Origin of the sequence: Rhizobium laguerreae (assembly GCF_002008165.1) — a bacterium.
GTDB classification, from domain to species: domain Bacteria; phylum Pseudomonadota; class Alphaproteobacteria; order Rhizobiales; family Rhizobiaceae; genus Rhizobium; species Rhizobium laguerreae.
The window spans coordinates 251,599-267,849 of the sequence record NZ_MRDM01000031.1; the positions used below are offsets into that span (position 1 = coordinate 251,599).

15 protein-coding genes are annotated in these 16,251 nt (G+C 63.3%); 9 read left to right on the plus strand and 6 right to left on the minus strand.

Annotated elements, in window-relative coordinates:
- Positions 1 to 67: 67 nt before the first annotated feature.
- The 5 genes from BS630_RS33765 to BS630_RS33785 are packed head-to-tail and all read right to left on the minus strand — an operon-like array spanning position 68 to position 5,978.
- The gene (locus BS630_RS33765) at positions 68 to 904 is read right to left on the minus strand and encodes an HpcH/HpaI aldolase/citrate lyase family protein (protein WP_077980953.1); all 837 of its coding nucleotides are present in this window, start codon (positions 902 to 904) and stop codon (positions 68 to 70) included.
- Positions 901 to 1,353 carry a MaoC family dehydratase gene (locus BS630_RS33770; protein ID WP_011654322.1) on the minus strand — a complete coding sequence of 151 codons (453 nt, stop codon included), beginning with the start codon at positions 1,351 to 1,353 and terminating at the stop codon, positions 901 to 903. Before BS630_RS33770 ends, BS630_RS33765 begins: the two co-directional genes overlap by 4 nt.
- A complete protein-coding gene (locus BS630_RS33775; protein ID WP_077980954.1) occupies positions 1,353 to 3,218 on the minus strand; it encodes an acetyl/propionyl/methylcrotonyl-CoA carboxylase subunit alpha in 1,866 nt (621 codons plus the stop codon). The genes BS630_RS33770 and BS630_RS33775 overlap by 1 nt, the downstream gene beginning before the upstream one ends.
- Positions 3,219 to 3,225: 7 nt before the next feature.
- Positions 3,226 to 4,836, minus strand: a complete 1,611-nt coding sequence (locus BS630_RS33780) for a carboxyl transferase domain-containing protein (protein WP_077980955.1) — start codon at positions 4,834 to 4,836, stop codon at positions 3,226 to 3,228.
- Positions 4,833 to 5,978 (minus strand): isovaleryl-CoA dehydrogenase, encoded by a 1,146-nt coding sequence (locus tag BS630_RS33785; protein ID WP_077980956.1) that lies wholly within the window; start codon positions 5,976 to 5,978, stop codon positions 4,833 to 4,835. The genes BS630_RS33780 and BS630_RS33785 overlap by 4 nt, the downstream gene beginning before the upstream one ends.
- Positions 5,979 to 6,144: 166 nt before the next feature.
- On the opposite strand from BS630_RS33785, the gene BS630_RS33790 reads away from it, so the two are divergent.
- Together BS630_RS33790 and BS630_RS33795 are read left to right on the plus strand one after the other, a co-directional pair.
- Positions 6,145 to 6,405, plus strand: coding sequence for a type II toxin-antitoxin system Phd/YefM family antitoxin (locus BS630_RS33790; RefSeq protein WP_011654326.1), 261 nt, complete (start codon positions 6,145 to 6,147; stop codon positions 6,403 to 6,405).
- Entirely contained in the window at positions 6,395 to 6,814 is a 420-nt protein-coding gene (locus BS630_RS33795; RefSeq protein WP_077980957.1) for a hypothetical protein, read from the plus strand. The genes BS630_RS33790 and BS630_RS33795 overlap by 11 nt, the downstream gene beginning before the upstream one ends.
- On the opposite strand, the gene BS630_RS33800 is transcribed toward BS630_RS33795, so the two are convergent.
- Positions 6,788 to 7,873, minus strand: coding sequence for an AraC family transcriptional regulator (locus BS630_RS33800; protein WP_077980972.1), 1,086 nt, complete (start codon positions 7,871 to 7,873; stop codon positions 6,788 to 6,790). The genes BS630_RS33795 and BS630_RS33800 overlap by 27 nt on opposite strands.
- 82 nt (positions 7,874 to 7,955) lie before the next feature.
- On the opposite strand from BS630_RS33800, the gene BS630_RS33805 reads away from it, so the two are divergent.
- The 7 genes from BS630_RS33805 (at position 7,956) to lpdA (ending at position 16,037) form a co-directional block, all read left to right on the plus strand.
- Positions 7,956 to 8,723 (plus strand): SDR family NAD(P)-dependent oxidoreductase, encoded by a 768-nt coding sequence (locus BS630_RS33805; RefSeq protein WP_077980958.1) that lies wholly within the window; start codon positions 7,956 to 7,958, stop codon positions 8,721 to 8,723.
- A gap of 23 nt (positions 8,724 to 8,746) precedes the next feature.
- Positions 8,747 to 9,955: an acetyl-CoA C-acyltransferase gene (locus tag BS630_RS33810; RefSeq protein ID WP_077980959.1), complete on the plus strand. Its 1,209-nt coding sequence runs from the start codon at positions 8,747 to 8,749 to the stop codon at positions 9,953 to 9,955.
- The gene (locus BS630_RS33815) at positions 9,952 to 11,079 is read left to right on the plus strand and encodes an acyl-CoA dehydrogenase family protein (protein ID WP_077980960.1); all 1,128 of its coding nucleotides are present in this window, start codon (positions 9,952 to 9,954) and stop codon (positions 11,077 to 11,079) included. The genes BS630_RS33810 and BS630_RS33815 overlap by 4 nt, the downstream gene beginning before the upstream one ends.
- Before the next feature lie 62 nt (positions 11,080 to 11,141).
- Positions 11,142 to 12,374 carry a thiamine pyrophosphate-dependent enzyme gene (locus BS630_RS33820; protein WP_077980961.1) on the plus strand — a complete coding sequence of 411 codons (1,233 nt, stop codon included), beginning with the start codon at positions 11,142 to 11,144 and terminating at the stop codon, positions 12,372 to 12,374.
- Position 12,375: 1 nt separating this feature from the next.
- The gene (locus BS630_RS33825; protein WP_077980962.1) at positions 12,376 to 13,389 is read left to right on the plus strand and encodes an alpha-ketoacid dehydrogenase subunit beta; all 1,014 of its coding nucleotides are present in this window, start codon (positions 12,376 to 12,378) and stop codon (positions 13,387 to 13,389) included.
- A 3-nt stretch (positions 13,390 to 13,392) separates the two neighbouring features.
- Positions 13,393 to 14,634: a dihydrolipoamide acetyltransferase family protein gene (locus tag BS630_RS33830; RefSeq protein ID WP_077980963.1), complete on the plus strand. Its 1,242-nt coding sequence runs from the start codon at positions 13,393 to 13,395 to the stop codon at positions 14,632 to 14,634.
- Positions 14,635 to 14,639: 5 nt separating this feature from the next.
- The gene (gene lpdA, locus BS630_RS33835) at positions 14,640 to 16,037 is read left to right on the plus strand and encodes a dihydrolipoyl dehydrogenase (RefSeq protein WP_077980964.1); all 1,398 of its coding nucleotides are present in this window, start codon (positions 14,640 to 14,642) and stop codon (positions 16,035 to 16,037) included.
- Positions 16,038 to 16,251: the final 214 nt, after the last annotated feature.

Consider the following 16,251-nt stretch of genomic DNA (forward strand, 5'->3'; position numbering starts at 1 on the left):
ACCTCACAGGACAAGGGCCTGTTGCCTCCGAACGAGCGGGGAAGTCAGGCTGAAGGCGGCTTCTTGACTATCGCCCGGCCACATCCAGGATGCGCATCGCGAGCTTGAGATGCGGCAAATCCAACATGCGCCCATCAAGCTGAACGACGCCCGCGTCGGGCCTGGCGGCGAAGGCGGCGGCGACTTTCTCGGCCCAGGCGATCTCGGACGGATCCGGCGTGAAGGCGTGATTGATCACCTCGACCTGGCTCGGATGGATGGCCATCATACCGGAAAAGCCATCGCGCCGGGCGCGGCCGACATAGGCCCTGAGACCGCCCAGATCGCGGAAATCTGGATAGACGGTGTCGATCGCCGGAACGGCGGCGGCATGGGCTCCGAATAGCGTGAGCGAACGGGCAAGCTCGTAAGGTGGCGTATAGCGGCCATCCGTCCTCCGCGCGGTCGCAGCCCCCATCGCGGCCGGCAGATCCTCAGCCCCCCAGGTCAGGCCGCAGAGGCTGGTTGAGACATCCCGGTAGCTGCCGATCTCGAAGATCGCAGATGGCGTTTCGGTTGCGATCGGCAAGATGGGAATTGCAGATGCAAGAGAGCCTGCGAGCTTCAGCACCGAGGCGGCACCCTCGGCCTTCGGCAGCACGATCGCGAAAGGATGAAGGCCGCTCAAAGCGGCAAGGTCGTCTTCGAATTCTTGCGAGGCGAGGGGGTTGATGCGGATAAGAAGAGGGGTCTCGCCGGCATGATGCAAGACGAATTCGTGCACGCTCTCTCGCGCTTTCGGCTTGTTTAGGGGCGCAACCGAATCTTCCAGGTCGAGAATGACGGCATCGGCGCCCGAGGCAAGCGCTTTTTCGAAACGCTCCGGCCGGTCACCGGGCGCAAAGAGCAGCGAGCGCAGCCTCATGACGGTTTCACCTTCAGCATTGCCGTGCGCAGGCACTGGCAGACGATCTCGCCGCGCTGGTTCAGGGTGATATGCCGGAAGGTGACGATGCCGGCATCGGGGCGGGAGTTCGAGCGACGCAGCTCCATCACCTCCGTTTCCACCCGCAGCGTATCGCCGATGAAGACCGGCTTCGGCATCGTCACCTTGTCATAGCCGAGATTGGCGACGAGCGTGCCGAGCGTGGTGTCGCCGACCGAAAGGCCGACGGTGAGCGCGAAGGTGAAGGTGCCGTTGACGACGATCCGGCCGAATTCGGTGCCGGCCGCATAGTCGGCATCGAGATGCAGAGGCTGCGGATTGTGGGAAAGCGTCGTGAAGAGCAGATTGTCGGTCTCGGTGACCGTGCGACGGATGTCGTGGGCGATGCGGTCGCCGACCGTCCACTCGTCGAAATAACGGCCGGCCATCAATCCTGCTCCTTCACAATGCTGACGACCAGCTGGTTTCCCGAGACCCTGATCCCCGAGGCAACCTGCAGTTTTTCGACGATGCCGTCGAAGGGCGCACGCAGAGAATGTTCCATTTTCATCGCTTCGACCGTCAGCAGGCGGTCCCCCTTGGCGACCCGATCGCCTTCGGCGACATCCACCGAAATGACGAGGCCGGGCATGGGCGAAAGGATCGCGCCGTCGCCGGCACCCTGACTTGCTTCGACTTCGCTGGCGACCGGCAGGCTGATCGGCCAGGCGTTGCCGGCGTCGAAAAGCACCGTGGTTTCACCGATCGTGACTGTATTTGCCTCAAGCTCCGGACGTGATTGCCCCCAATGGAGGTGATCGCCGATACGGATGCGCACCCTTTTGTCATCCGCGCCGGCGATGCGGAACCCGGTCAGCGCAGACCAGGGATCACCATCCGTATTTTTTGAAAGCACGGTGGCCGCGGTGTCGATTGCGGTTTCGCTCGGCTCCGTCGCCACAAGCCTGTCGCCATGGCGGTCGAGAAAGCCGGTATCGATCCGAGCTGCGCGAAAATCCGGATCGACGGCGATGCGGGTGAGAAGGCCGGCATTGGATCTGACCGGCCAGACCTCGATCTCTGCGCAGGCGGCTGCGAGCTTCGAAAGTGCGGCCTCGCGGTTCGGCCCATGGGCGACAATCTTGGCAATCATCGGGTCATAGAAGGCGGTGATCTCGTCCCCTTGCTCGACGCCGCTATCGACGCGGATTGTGTCAGGCAGGCGCAGATGTTCGAGCCGGCCTGTCGACGGCAGATAGCCGGCGGCAGGATTTTCGGCATAGAGCCGGGCTTCGAAGGCCCAGCCGTTCATGGCAATCTCGTCCTGCATTTTCGGCAGCGGTTCGCCGCTAGCGACCTTCAACTGCCAGAGCACCAGATCCTCGCCTGATATTGCCTCGGTGACCGGGTGTTCCACCTGCAGGCGGGTGTTCATCTCCATGAACCAGATGCGATCTTCGCGAAGGCCTTCCGAGGCATCGGCGATGAATTCGATGGTGCCGGCGCCGACATAGTTGACCGCTCTTGCGGCCTTCACTGCCGCATCGCAGATCAATGCCCGGGTAGCGGCATCGAGGCCGGGGGCAGGGGCTTCCTCGATGACCTTCTGGTGACGGCGCTGCAGCGAACAATCGCGTTCGAAGAGATGAACGTAGTTGCCGAGCGTATCGGCGAAAACCTGCACCTCGATATGACGCGGATTGGCGATGTAGCGTTCGATCAGAACGCGGTCGTCGCCGAAGGCGGCGGCCGCCTCACGGCGGCAGGAGGCGAGACGTTCGGCGAAATCCTGCGGGCGATCGACGCGGCGCATGCCCTTGCCGCCGCCACCGGCGACCGCCTTGATGAGCACGGGATAACCGATGTTTTCCGCCTCGGCCGTCAGTCTCTCTTCGCTCTGGTCCGCGCCCATATAGCCGGGGGTCACGGGCACGCCGGCTGCCTGCATCAATTCCTTGGCGGCATCCTTAAGGCCCATGGCACGGATGGCCGCCGGCGGCGCGCCGACCCAGAGGATGCCGGCCTTTTCCACCGCTTCGGCAAATTCGGCATTTTCCGAAAGAAAACCGTAGCCGGGATGGATCGCAGCAGCGCCGGTTTTCCGGGCGGCATCGAGGATGCGGGTCTGAGAGAGATAGCTCTCGCGTGCCGGCGCCGGGCCGATGGCAATCGCCTCGTCCGCCTCCCTGACGTAGGGCAGGCCGGTATCGGCTTCGGAATAGACGGCGATGGTGCGGATGCCGAGCATCTTGGCCGAGCGGATGATGCGGCGGGCGATTTCGCCCCTGTTGGCAATGAGAAGACTTTCCATCATCGGCGCCTCACATCCTGAACAGGCCGAAGCGCGGCCCTTTCGGGATCGGCGCATTCAGACAGGCGGAAAAGGCAAGGCCCAGCACATCCCGCGTCTGGCGCGGATCGATGATGCCGTCGTCCCAGAGGCGAGCCGTGGCATAATAGGGATTGCCCTCGGCCTCGTAGCCGGCGCGGATCGGCGCCTTGAAAGCTTCCTCCTCTTCCATAGGCCAATTCTCACCGCGCGCCTCCATGGAGTCCCGGCGGATCGTGGCGAGCACCGAGGCCGCCTGTTCGCCGCCCATCACGCTGATGCGGCTGTTCGGCCAGGTGAAGAGAAAGCGCGGGCGATAGGCGCGGCCGCACATGCCGTAATTGCCGGCGCCGAAGCTGCCGCCGATGATGACCGTGACCTTCGGCACGGTGGCGGTCGCAACCGCCATCACCAGCTTTGCCCCATCCTTGGCGATGCCGCCGGCCTCATAGCGGCCGCCGACCATGAAGCCGGAGATGTTTTGCAGAAAGAGCAAAGGCACGCGGCGCTGGCAGGCAAGCTCGATGAAATGCGCGCCCTTCAGCGCGCTTTCGGAAAACAGCACGCCGTTATTGGCGATGACGGCGACAGGCATGCCCCAGATGCGGGCGAAGCCGCAGACCAGCGTGGCGCCGTAGAGCGGCTTGAACTCATGCAGTTCCGAGCGATCGACGATCCGGCCGATGACCTCGCGCACATCATAGGGCGAGCGCACATCCTCCGGGATGAGGCCGCAGAGATCCTCGGGATCGAGCTTCGGCGGTCGTGGCGGCTGCAGGTCGATATCGACTGATTTCACGTTGTTGAGGGTGGCTGCGATATCGCGAACGAGCAGCAGCGCATGTTCGTCGTTTTCGGCCACATGATCGACGACGCCGGAGCGGCGGCCATGGGTTTCGGCGCCGCCGAGCTCTTCGGCCGAGATGATCTCGCCGGTTGCGGCCTTCACCAGCGGCGGGCCGGCGAGGAAGATCGTGCCCTGGTTGCGCACAATGACCGTTTCGTCGGACATGGCGGGCACATAGGCGCCGCCGGCGGTACAGCTTCCCATAACGCAGGCGATCTGCGGAATGCCTTCGGCCGACATCTGGGCCTGGTTGTAGAAGATCGCGCCGAAATGGTCGCGGTCGGGAAAGACTTCGGCCTGATGCGGAAGATTGGCGCCGCCGCTATCGACCAGATAGAGACAGGGCAACCGGTTCTGCAGGGCGATCTCCTGCGCCCGCAGATGTTTCTTTACCGTCATCGGGAAATAGGCGCCGCCCTTCACCGTCGCATCATTGGCGACGATCATCACCTCGCGGCCGGCAACGCGGCCGATGCCTGATATGATGCCGGCGCCCGGCGCCTCGTCATCATACATGCCGTTGGCCGCCAGCGTGCCGATCTCCAGGAACGGGCTGCCGGCATCGATGAGCAGCTGGATACGATCGCGAGGCAGCAGCTTGCCCTTGCTGGCATGGCGCTCGCGCGCCGTTTGCGATCCACCCTCGCGCGCTTTCGCCGAACGGTCCTGGAGCTCGTCGATCAGCGCTTTGTTCTTGCTGGCATTGGCCTTGAAGCTGTCGCTGTCGCGGTCGATCGCAGTCGAAATCACCGTCATGACGCAATGAGCTCCCGGCCGATCAGGTAGCGGCGGATCTCATTGGTGCCGGCGCCGATATCGTAAAGCTTGGCGTCGCGCAAAAAGCGTTCGACCGGCCATTCCTTGGTATAGCCGGCGCCGCCGAGCGCCTGGATCGCCTCCAGCGAGACCTTCACGGCATTTTCGCTGGCAAAGAGGATCGCAGCAGCTGCATCCGTCCGCGTCGCGCGGCCGGCATCGCAGGCGCGGGCGACGGAATAGACATAGGCACGCGCCGAATTCAGCGCGACATACATGTCGGCAATCTTGCCTTGCATCAGCTGGAAATCGCCGATCGCTTTGCCGAACTGTTTGCGATCGCGCACATAGGGCAGCACGACATCGAGGCAGGCCTGCATGATGCCGAGCGGGCCGGCGGCGAGCACGGCTCGCTCGTAATCGAGGCCGGACATCAGGATCTTCACGCCTTCGCCTTCCCGGCTCATCAGCGCCTCGGCCGGCACCGCGCAATCCTCGAAGACCAGTTCGGCCGTGTCGCTGCCGCGCATGCCGAGTTTGGAAAGCTTCTTGGAGACGCTGAAGCCGGGCAGGCCTTTCTCGATGATCAAGGCGGAAATGCCTTTCGGGCCGGCTGCGGGATCGGTTTTGGCATAGACAACAAGCACGTCGGCATGCGGCGCGTTGGTGATCCAGAACTTGGTGCCGTTCAGAATATAGCGATCGCCTTTTTTCTCGGCACGCAACCGCATGGAGACGACATCGGAACCGGCGCCGACCTCCGACATGGCGAGCGAACCGACATGTTCGCCGGAGATCAGCTTCGGCAGATAGCGGCGCTTTTGTTCCGGCGAGGCCCAGCGGCGGATCTGGTTGACGCAGAGATTGGAATGGGCGCCGTAACTCAAGCCGACGGAGGCCGAGGCGCGCGAAACTTCCTCCATGGCGACAACATGATCGAGATAACCAAGACCGGCGCCACCGAATTCTTCCTCGACGGTGATACCATGCAGGCCGAGCGCACCCATCTCGGGCCAGAGCTGGCGTGGAAACGTGTTGCTTTCGTCGATCTCCGCAGCCAGCGGAGCAATATGATCGGCGGCAAACCGCACCGTCGTTTCACGGATCGCGTCCGCGGTTTCGCCGAGCGAAAAATCAAACATGGCACTCCTCCCGCTGAAATATGTAGCGCGGGTTGCGGCGGGTTCAAAGTGCCCTTGAATGATGCGGCCGAAGAGCCTTGCGAATTCTTGTCGAGGGCGCGTGAGCGTCATTTTCTTGAAAATATGGAAAATATGGAATATATGGAATTAAACCGGAGAGATTTTTATGCGACAGTTCACGACAGGTGATCTCAACAAACAGATCGGCGATGTCACCGATGTCGCGAGCCGCGAGCCGGTTATTCTCACCCGCCACAACAAGCCACGTTTCGTGCTGATGAGCTATGAGCACTATCAGCGAATGCGCAGCGGCGGGGACCCGCGTCGTGCGCATCACATTTCGGAGATGCCGGACGAGCATGCCGAATTGTTCGACGAGGCGATTGAGCGGCTGGCGCGCGGGGAAAGCTACGACGATGAACCATGAGTTTCGTCCTGGCGAGGTGATAACCTATCCCTATCTCTGGGCATGGCAACAGCAGCGTGGTGAGACCGAGGGGCGCAAACGGCGCCCAGTCTGTGTCGTCATCGCGATCCGCAGTGCTGGCGATGGAAACACCCATCTCGTCCTTCTGGCAATCACCACACAGCCGCCGGAAGTGGGAAGGGTTGGCCTGGAAATTCCTGATATCGAACGCCGCCGCGCCGGTCTCGGTGATCTCAAACAGAGTTGGATCGTCGTCGACGAATACAATTACGATATCGTCGAGCGCTCCTGGTACATCGAGCCTCATCAGGCGGTTCTTGGTCGCTTCAGCAAGTCCTTCATGATGAAGATTGCCGCCATGTTCGCGAAAGCGCGAGGCCAGTCAGGGCGGGTCAACCGATTCGACTGACATGCCCTCGATTTCCGCTCCGTCCCGCCGAAAGACCTCGGGGCTCTTGTCCATCCATTTCCGGAAGGCCCGAAAGAAGGCGCTCGGCTCGGAATAGCCGAGATGCACGGCAATCTCGCCGATGGTCTTCGGCGTGTTCAGCAGCAGTTCGACGGCGAGGTCGCGGCGGATGTCGTCCTTGATGGCGGCATAACTTTGTCCCTCGTCGCGCAGGCGGTGGCGGAGCGTGGAGGGCGGCATGCGCATATCGGCGGCAAGCTCGGCAAAACTCCGCCACATGGCAGGCGTTGCCTGGTTCAAGCGCCGGCGGACGGCGGCGGCGATGCCGGCATCATAGCGATAGCGTATCAGAATATTGGCGGGCGCGCCGCGCAGGAACTGTTTGAGCGCCTGTTCGCTGCGCGCCACCGGCAGGTCGAGCAAGGCGCTGTCGAAGCCGAGCCGACTGATGGCTTGCGAGAAACGCACCGGGGCGCCGAAGAAGAGCCGGTAGTCGGCCCCTTGTTTGGGTTCCGCGCAGCGGAAATCGACGAGCCGGATCGGAATGCGCCGGCCGACCAGCCAGCAGATGATGCCGTGCAGGATGATCCAGTAGGTGCGGTAGGCGAAGGCCGAACGCGGGCCGCCGGCGTCGCTGAGCTCGATCTCGGCCAGACCGTTGCGGATGACGAGCCGTCCCCGGGGATCGTCGAGCACGACATCGAGGAAGCGCAGCGCCCGGCGGAGCGCATGACCGAGCGTCGGCGCATGCAGGACAGAGTGGCAGAGCAGCGTGAAGCTGCCGCTGCGCATCGGTCGGCCCCCCATGCCGAAGAATTCATCGTCGAGCTCGGCGGCGATCGCCAGCCAGAGCGCGCCATAGGTCTCTGCCGAAACCGGCTGATCGACTGGGGATGCCAGGCCGACGGGGGCAAGAATAGGCTCTGTCGGCTTATCCAGCCGCCGCAGGCTGTCGAGTGCCTCCTCCACGAAGCCCGGCGCGATCATGCGTCGCTCGATCTCGGCCATTCTATCCTCGCTATGGCAAAACTGTCCGAAATAATGGAGCAGTTCTGTCATCGCTTGCAATAGGCCGACGGAATAGAGTCCTCTCATTCGGCTGAGCCTGGAGGAGGCGCGGCCGGTAGGGAGGAACAGATTCATGCTGATCCGAGGTGCAAGTTTCATCGTGACCGGCGGCGGCTCCGGCCTCGGCGCGGCGACGGCGCGCATGGTTGTGGAGGCGGGTGGACGGGTGACAATCGCCGATCTCAACGCGGAAGCCGGTCAGGAAATCGTCCGGGAATTCGGAAGCGATGCCCGTTTCATCAAGGCCGACGTGGCTGATGGCGAGGAGGGGGCGGCGGCGGTTGCCGCTGCCGTCGAAGCCTTCGGCGGCTTGCGCGGATTGGTGAATTGCGCGGGCGTGGCGCCGGCCGAAAAAGTGATCGGCCGCGACGGACCGCACCGGCTGGAGAGTTTTGCCCGCACGGTGAGCATCAATCTCATCGGCACATTCAACATGGTCCGGCTGGCCGCCGCAGCAATCCAGAAGACCGAGCCGGATGCCGAAGGCGAACGCGGCGTCATCGTCAATACGGCCTCGGTTGCAGCCTTCGACGGCCAGATCGGCCAAGCAGCCTATGCCGCCTCCAAGGGCGGGGTGGCGGCGATGACCTTGCCGATCGCCCGCGAGCTTGCACGTCACGGCATTCGCGTCGTGTCGATCGCGCCCGGCATTTTCGAGACGCCGATGATGGCTGATATGCCGGCCGAGGTTCAGACAGCACTCGGCAAGAGCGTGCCTTTTCCGCCGCGGCTCGGCCGTCCGGCGGAATTCGCCGGGCTGGTGCGTCATATCTTTGAAAACAACATGCTGAACGGCGAGGTCATCCGCCTCGACGGCGCATTGCGAATGGGCGCGCGCTGAGCGGGTTGCCCGAAGGAGGAAAGATGGTTTTGCAAGACCCCATCGTTATCGTCGGTGCAGCGCGCACCCCGATCGGCAGCTTTCAAGGAGAGCTGAAGGATGCAACTGCACCGGAACTCGGAGCAACCGCGATCCGAGCGGCGCTTGAGCGGAGTCGCGTCGAGGCCGAGGCGATCGAGGAGGTCGTCTTCGGCTGCGTGCTGTCGGCGGGACAGGGGCAGGCGCCGGCGCGCCAGGCGGCGATCCATGCCGGCCTGCCCTTCGCGACCGCGGCCAGCACCGTCAACAAGATGTGCGGCTCGGGCATGAAGGCGGTCATGATGGCGCATGACCTGATCGCCGCCGGCAGCGCTTCCCTGGCAGTCGCGGGCGGCATGGAAAGCATGACGAATGCGCCCTATCTCCTTGACAAGGCCCGTGGCGGCTACAGGCTCGGCCATGGGCGTGTCGTGGATCACATGTTCCTCGACGGGCTGGAGGATGCTTATGACAAGGGGCGCTTGATGGGCAGCTTCGCGGAGGATTGCGCCGAAGCCTATCAGTTCACGCGCGAGGCGCAGGACAACTACGCCATCGCCTCGCTGACGCGGGCGCAGAAGGCGATCGCCGAAGGCTGTTTCGAAAGCGAGATCGCGCCGGTTACGGGGAAATCGGGCAAAGCCCAGCAGGTGGCGAGCCGCGATGAACAGCCCGGCAAGGCGAAGCTTGACAAGATCCCGACGCTGAAACCCGCCTTCCGCGACGGCGGCACGGTGACCGCCGCCAATTCCAGCTCGATCTCCGATGGTGCAGCAGCCCTTGTGCTGATGCGCCGTTCCGAAGCGGAGGATCGCGGCCTGAAGCCGCTGGCGACGATCCTCGGCCATGCCACGCATTCGCAGGCACCCAATCTTTTCACCACGGCGCCGATCGGTGCGCTGCAGAAGCTGTCCGATCGCACCGGTCTGCCGCTGTCGGAGGTCGATCTGTTTGAAATCAACGAGGCTTTCGCCGTCGTCGCCATGGCGGCGATGCGTGATCTCAACCTGCCGCATGAAAAAGTGAACGTGCATGGCGGCGCCTGCGCGCTCGGCCATCCGATTGGCGCCTCGGGGGCGCGGATTCTGGTGACGCTGCTTGCCGCCCTGGACCGATACGACCTGAAGCGTGGCATGGCCGCGCTCTGCATCGGCGGCGGCGAGGCGACGGCTGTCGCCATCGAACGGCACGAGCGGGGAGGGCGAAACAGATGATCCTTTCCGACCTCCAGCAGCAAATCTCGGATCTCGCCCGCGACTTTGCCCGCGACCGGCTGGCGCCCGGGGCGGCCAAACGCGACCGGGAGCATCTCTTCCCGCGCGAGGAATTGAAGGAAATGGGCGAACTCGGGCTGCTCGGCATGCTGGTGCCGGAGGCCTATGGCGGGTCGGATACGGGTGTGATTGCCTATGCGGCGGCGCTGGAGGAGATTGCCGCCGGCGACGGACCCTGTTCTACGATCATGAGCGTGCATAGCTCCGTCGGTTGTGTGCCGATCCTCAAATTCGGGACCGAGGAGCAGCGGCAGCGCTTCCTGCCGAAACTGGCTAGCGGCGAATGGATTGGCGGCTTTGCGCTGACCGAGCCGCAGGCCGGTTCCGATGCCTCCAACCTGAAGACGCGGGCGCACCGCGACGGCGATCACTATGTGCTCGACGGTTCCAAGCAATTCATCACCTCGGGCAAGAACGGTCATGTCATCATCGTCTTTGCCGTGACCGATCCCGATGTCGGCAAGAAGGGCATTACCGCCTTCATCGTGCCGACGGATACGCCGGGCTACGAGGTGATCCGTGTTGAGGAAAAACTTGGGCTGCATTCCTCCGATACCTGCCAGATCGCCTTCAACAGCATGCGCATTCCGGCAGAACTCAGGCTCGGTGCGGAAGGCGAGGGCTATCGCATCGCGCTCGCCAATCTCGAGGGCGGACGGATCGGCATCGCGGCACAAGCCGTCGGCATGGCGCGGGCGGCCTTCGAGGCGGCGCGCGATTATGCCCGGGAGCGCATCGCCTTCGGCAAGCCGATCGTCGAGCACCAGGCCGTTGCGTTCCGCCTTGCCGATATGGCGGTACGGATCGAGGCGGCGCGGCAGCTGGTTTTTCATGTCGCCTCGCTTAGGGAAGCCGGGCTGCCCTGCCTGTCGGAAGCCTCGATGGCGAAACTTTTTGCCTCCGAAATGGCCGAGCGCGTCTGTTCCGACGCGATCCAGATCCATGGAGGTTATGGCTACATCGCCGATTATCCGGTCGAGCGCATCTACCGCGATGTGCGCATCTGCCAGATCTATGAAGGAACAAGCGACGTGCAGCGCATGGTGATCGCCCGCAATCTCTAAGCACCACATCCGGCCCTGCTTCCGGAGGAGGAGCAAGGCCGGCAAAGGGAGGAAAGAAAGACATGGTGGATTCCGCTCGTTTGAGCCTGCATGTCCCCGAACCCGCCGTTCGCCCCGGTGGTCAGCCCGATTTTTCCAACGTCAAGATTGCCAAGGCCGGTTCGGTGCAGCGGCCGGAGGTGGATGTCGCATCCGAAGATATCCGCGACCTTGCCTATTCCATCATCCGCGTTTTGAATCGCGAGGGCGAGGCGGTCGGTCCCTGGGCTGGGTCGCTCTCCGATGAGGCGTTGCTGACCGGGCTTCGTAACATGATGAAGCTGCGTGCCTTCGACGCCCGCATGCTGATGGCGCAGCGGCAGGGCAAGACTTCCTTCTACATGCAGCATCTCGGCGAGGAGGCCGTCAGCTGTGCCTTCCGCAAGGCGCTCGAGAAGGGCGATATGAATTTCCCGACCTATCGCCAGGCCGGCCTGCTGATTGCCGACGACTACCCGATGGTCGAGATGATGAACCAGATCTACTCGAACGAGAGCGATCCTTTGCGCGGCCGGCAACTGCCGATCATGTATTCCTCCAAGGAACACGGCTTCTTCACCATCTCGGGCAATCTCGCCACCCAATATGTGCAGGCTGTCGGCTGGGCGATGGCTTCGGCGATCAAGAATGACGGCCGCATTGCCGCGGCCTGGATCGGCGACGGATCGACGGCGGAATCGGATTTCCACTCGGCGCTCGTTTTTGCCTCGACCTATAAGGCGCCCGTCATTCTCAACATCGTCAACAATCAGTGGGCGATCTCGACCTTCCAGGGCATTGCCCGCGGCGGCTCCGGCACCTTCGCGGCGCGCGGCCTCGGCTTCGGCATTCCGGCGCTGCGTGTCGACGGAAACGACTATCTCGCTGTCCATGCCGTCGCCCGCTGGGCGGCCGAGCGCGCCCGGCGCAATCTTGGCCCGACGCTGATCGAATATGTAACCTATCGCGTCGGTGCGCATTCGACCTCCGACGATCCGAGCGCCTATCGGCCCAAGACGGAATCGGAGGCCTGGCCGCTCGGCGATCCCGTGCTGCGGCTGAAGAAACATCTGATCGTCAAGGGCGCATGGTCGGAGGAACGGCATGTGCAGGCCGAAGCCGAAATCATGGATGAGGTGATCGAGGCGCAGCGCCAGGCAGAGGCGCATGGCACGCTGCATGCCGGCGGCAGGCCTTCGGTGCGCGACATTTTCGAGGGCGTCTATGCCGAGATGCCGCCGCATATCCGCCGCCAGCGACAGAAGGCGGGGTACTGACATGGCCAGAATGACGATGATCGAGGCTGTGCGCAGTGCCATGGACGTCTCGATGGCACGTGACGACAATGTCGTCGTTTTCGGCGAGGATGTCGGTTATTTCGGCGGCGTCTTTCGCAGCACACAGGGTCTGCAGGCAAAATACGGCAGAACGCGCTGCTTCGATACGCCGATCAGCGAATCCGGCATCGTCGGCACGGCGATCGGCATGGCGGCCTATGGGCTGAAGCCCTGTGTCGAAATCCAGTTCGCCGATTACATGTATCCGGCCTATGACCAGCTGACGCAGGAGGCGGCGCGCATCCGCTACCGTTCCAACGGCGATTTCACCTGCCCGATCGTCGTGCGCATGCCGACCGGCGGCGGCATCTTCGGCGGCCAGACACACAGCCAGAGTCCGGAGGCGCTTTTTACCCATGTCTGCGGGCTGAAGGTGATCGTGCCTTCCAATCCCTATGACGCCAAAGGCTTGCTGATCGCGGCGATCGAGGATCCCGACCCCGTCATGTTCCTGGAGCCGAAGCGGCTCTATAACGGCCCCTTCGACGGCCATCACGAGCGGCCGGTGACGCCCTGGTCGAAACACGACCTCGGGGAGGTGCCGGACGGCCACTACACCATCCCGATCGGCAAGGCCGAAGTGCGGCGCGCAGGATCGGCGGTGACGGTGGTTGCCTACGGCACCATGGTACATGTGGCGCTTGCTGCGGCCGAGGATGCCGGCATCGATGCCGAGGTGATCGATTTGAGAAGCTTGCTGCCGCTCGATCTCGATACGATCGTCAAATCGGTCTCGAAGACGGGACGCTGCGTCGTCGTGCATGAGGCAACCCTGACATCCGGCTTCGGCGCCGAAGTCGTGGCGCTGGTACAGGAACAATGCTTCTATCATCTCGAAGCGCCGGTCGTGCGTGTTGCCGGCTGGGACACGCCCTATCCGCATGCGCAGGAGTGGGACTATTTCCCCGGTCCCGGCCGTGTCGGGCGGGCACTTGCCGAAGTCATGGAGGCCTGAGCCGTGCGCGAATTCATCATCAAGATGCCCGATGTCGGCGAAGGGGTCGCCGAGGCCGAGATCGTAGAATGGCATGTGAAGAAGGGAGATCCCGTCCGCGAGGACATGGTGATCGCCGCCGTCATGACCGACAAGGCCACCGTGGAAATTCCGTCTCCTGTCAATGGCACCGTCACCTGGCTCGCGGGCGGGATCGGAGACCGTATCGCGGTCAAGGCCCCGCTGGTACGGATCGAGACGGCGGGAGATGTCGGCGAGGCTCAGTCCGTTGGGATTTCGCAGAAGCCGATTGTTGAGGCGATCAGGACCGAGGTTGCAAGATCTGCTCCCGCAGTGCCAGCCCCTGCGGCGGCGCCAGTGCCGGCGCCGGGGGAAAAGCCGCTTGCCGCTCCCTCCGTGCGGCTCTTCGCCAGGGAAAGCGGCGTCGATCTGAGACAAGTGCAGGCGACCGGACCGGCCGGGCGCATCCTGCGCGAGGATATCGAGCAATTCCTAGGCCATGGGACCGCGCCTGCAACGGCAAAGAACGGCTTTGCCAGGAAGACGGCGACCGATGAGATCAAGCTGACCGGCCTGCGCCGCCGCATCGCCGAGAAGATGGTGCTCTCCGCCTCGCGTATTCCCCACATCACCTATGTGGAGGAAGTGGATATGACCGCGCTCGAAGAGTTGCGCGCCACCATGAACGGCGACCGCAGGGAAGGTCATCCGAAGCTGACGGTTCTGCCCTTCCTGATGCGGGCGCTGGTCAAGGCCATTTCCGAGCAGCCTGATGTCAACGCCACTTTCGACGACGATGCCGGCATCATCACGCACTACAGTGCCGTGCATATCGGCATCGCCACGCAGACGCCGGCCGGTCTGACCGTTCCGGTGGTGCGGCATGCCGAAGCCCGCGGCATCTGGGATTGCGCCGCCGAGATGAACCGGCTGGCGGAAGCGGCGCGCTCGGGTACTGCGACACGCGATGAGCTGTCCGGCTCCACTATCACCATCAGTTCGCTCGGCGCGCTCGGCGGCATCGTCTCTACACCCATCATCAATCATCCCGAAGTGGCGATCATCGGCGTCAACAAGATCGCCACGCGACCGGTCTGGGACGGCGCGCAGTTCGTGCCACGCAAGATGATGAACCTCTCCTCCAGCTTCGACCATCGGATCATCGACGGCTGGGATGCGGCAAACTTCGTGCAGCGCATCCGCACGCTCATCGAAACGCCTGCGCTCATTTTTATCGAAGGCTGAGATCCATGAAAGAGATCGTCTGCAAACTCCTCGTCATCGGCGCCGGTCCGGGCGGTTATGTCTGCGCCATCCGCGCCGGACAACTCGGCATCGATACCGTCATCGTCGAGGCTGGCAAGCCGGGCGGCACCTGCCTGACGGTCGGCTGCATTCCCTCCAAGGCGCTGATCCATGCGGCCGCGGAATTCGACGCAGCGCAAAAGATGTTCGCCGGCAAGAACCCGATGGGCATCCGCGTCGAAGGCGCCTCGATCGACCTCATGAGGACGATTGCTTGGAAGGACGGGATCGTCGGCCGCTTGACCAGTGGTGTTTCGGGGCTGCTGCAGAAGGCGCGCGTCAAGATCGTCCACGGCCGCGCCCACTTCCGCGACGGCAAGACGGTGGAGGTGGAGACGGAAATTGGCCAGCAGATCATCCGCGCCGAGACGGTGGTGATCGCCACCGGTTCGGATCCGGTGGAGCTTGCGAACCTGCCTTTCGGCGGCCGCGTCATTTCCTCGACAGAGGCGCTGTCGCTGATAGATCTGCCAAAAAAGCTCGTTGTGGTCGGTGGCGGTTATATCGGGCTGGAGCTCGGGACCGCCTTTGCCAAGATGGGGTCTGATGTGACGGTCGTCGAGGCGACGCCGCAGGTGCTGCCACAATATGATGCCGAGCTGGTGCGGCCCGTCATGCGCAAGCTGGCCGAAGGCGGTATCCGGGTGTTGACGGGTGCGAAGGCGATCGGCCTTGCCGACAATGGCGAGGCATTGATCGTCGAAACGCCGGATGGCCGGCGAGAGACCCTGCCGGCGGACCGTGTCCTCGTCACCGTCGGCCGCCGCCCAAGAACCGCAGGATCCGGTCTCGAAGAGCTCGATCTCGATCGTGCCGGTCCCTATCTCCGGATCGACGACCGTTGCCGCACCTCGATGCGCGGCATCTATGCGATCGGAGACGTAACCGGCGAGCCGATGCTTGCCCATCGGGCCATGGCGCAAGGGGAGATGGTGGCGGAAATCATCGCCGGAAAGAAGCGCGCCTGGGACAAAAGATGCATTCCCGCCATCTGCTTTACCGACCCGGAGATCGTCAGCGCCGGCCTGTCGCCGGCGGAGGCGAAGGCGCAAGGCTATGAAATTCGCACCGGCCAGTTTCCGTTCAGCGCCAACGGACGGGCAATGACGATGCTGTCCGAAGAAGGCTTCGTGCGCGTCGTGGCCCGCGCCGACACCAATCTCGTGCTCGGCCTGCAGGCGGCGGGAGCCGGGGTTTCCGAACTCTCGGCGGCTTTTGCCCTCGCCATCGAGATGGGTGCGCGCCTGGAAGACATCGCCGGCACCATCCACGCGCACCCGACCCGCAGCGAAGCGGTCACGGAGGCGGCGCTTAAAGCTTTGGGAAGTGCGCTGCATATCTGAGTTCAAGCGCTTTCGGCGTCCTGGGCCAGTTTTGAATTTGCTCCAGCGGTTTTTTTAAGATGCTCCCCGATTTTTGGGCCGGCGGGAGCTGGAAGTTTCGGGGTTATGGCTCAGCTCGGCGAGGGTGCCGATCGCGCCATGTGGCCGAACCTCATTGTACAACACGACGACAGAACACCCACAGGACGGAGGTTCGTGAGCTTTTATATCCGTG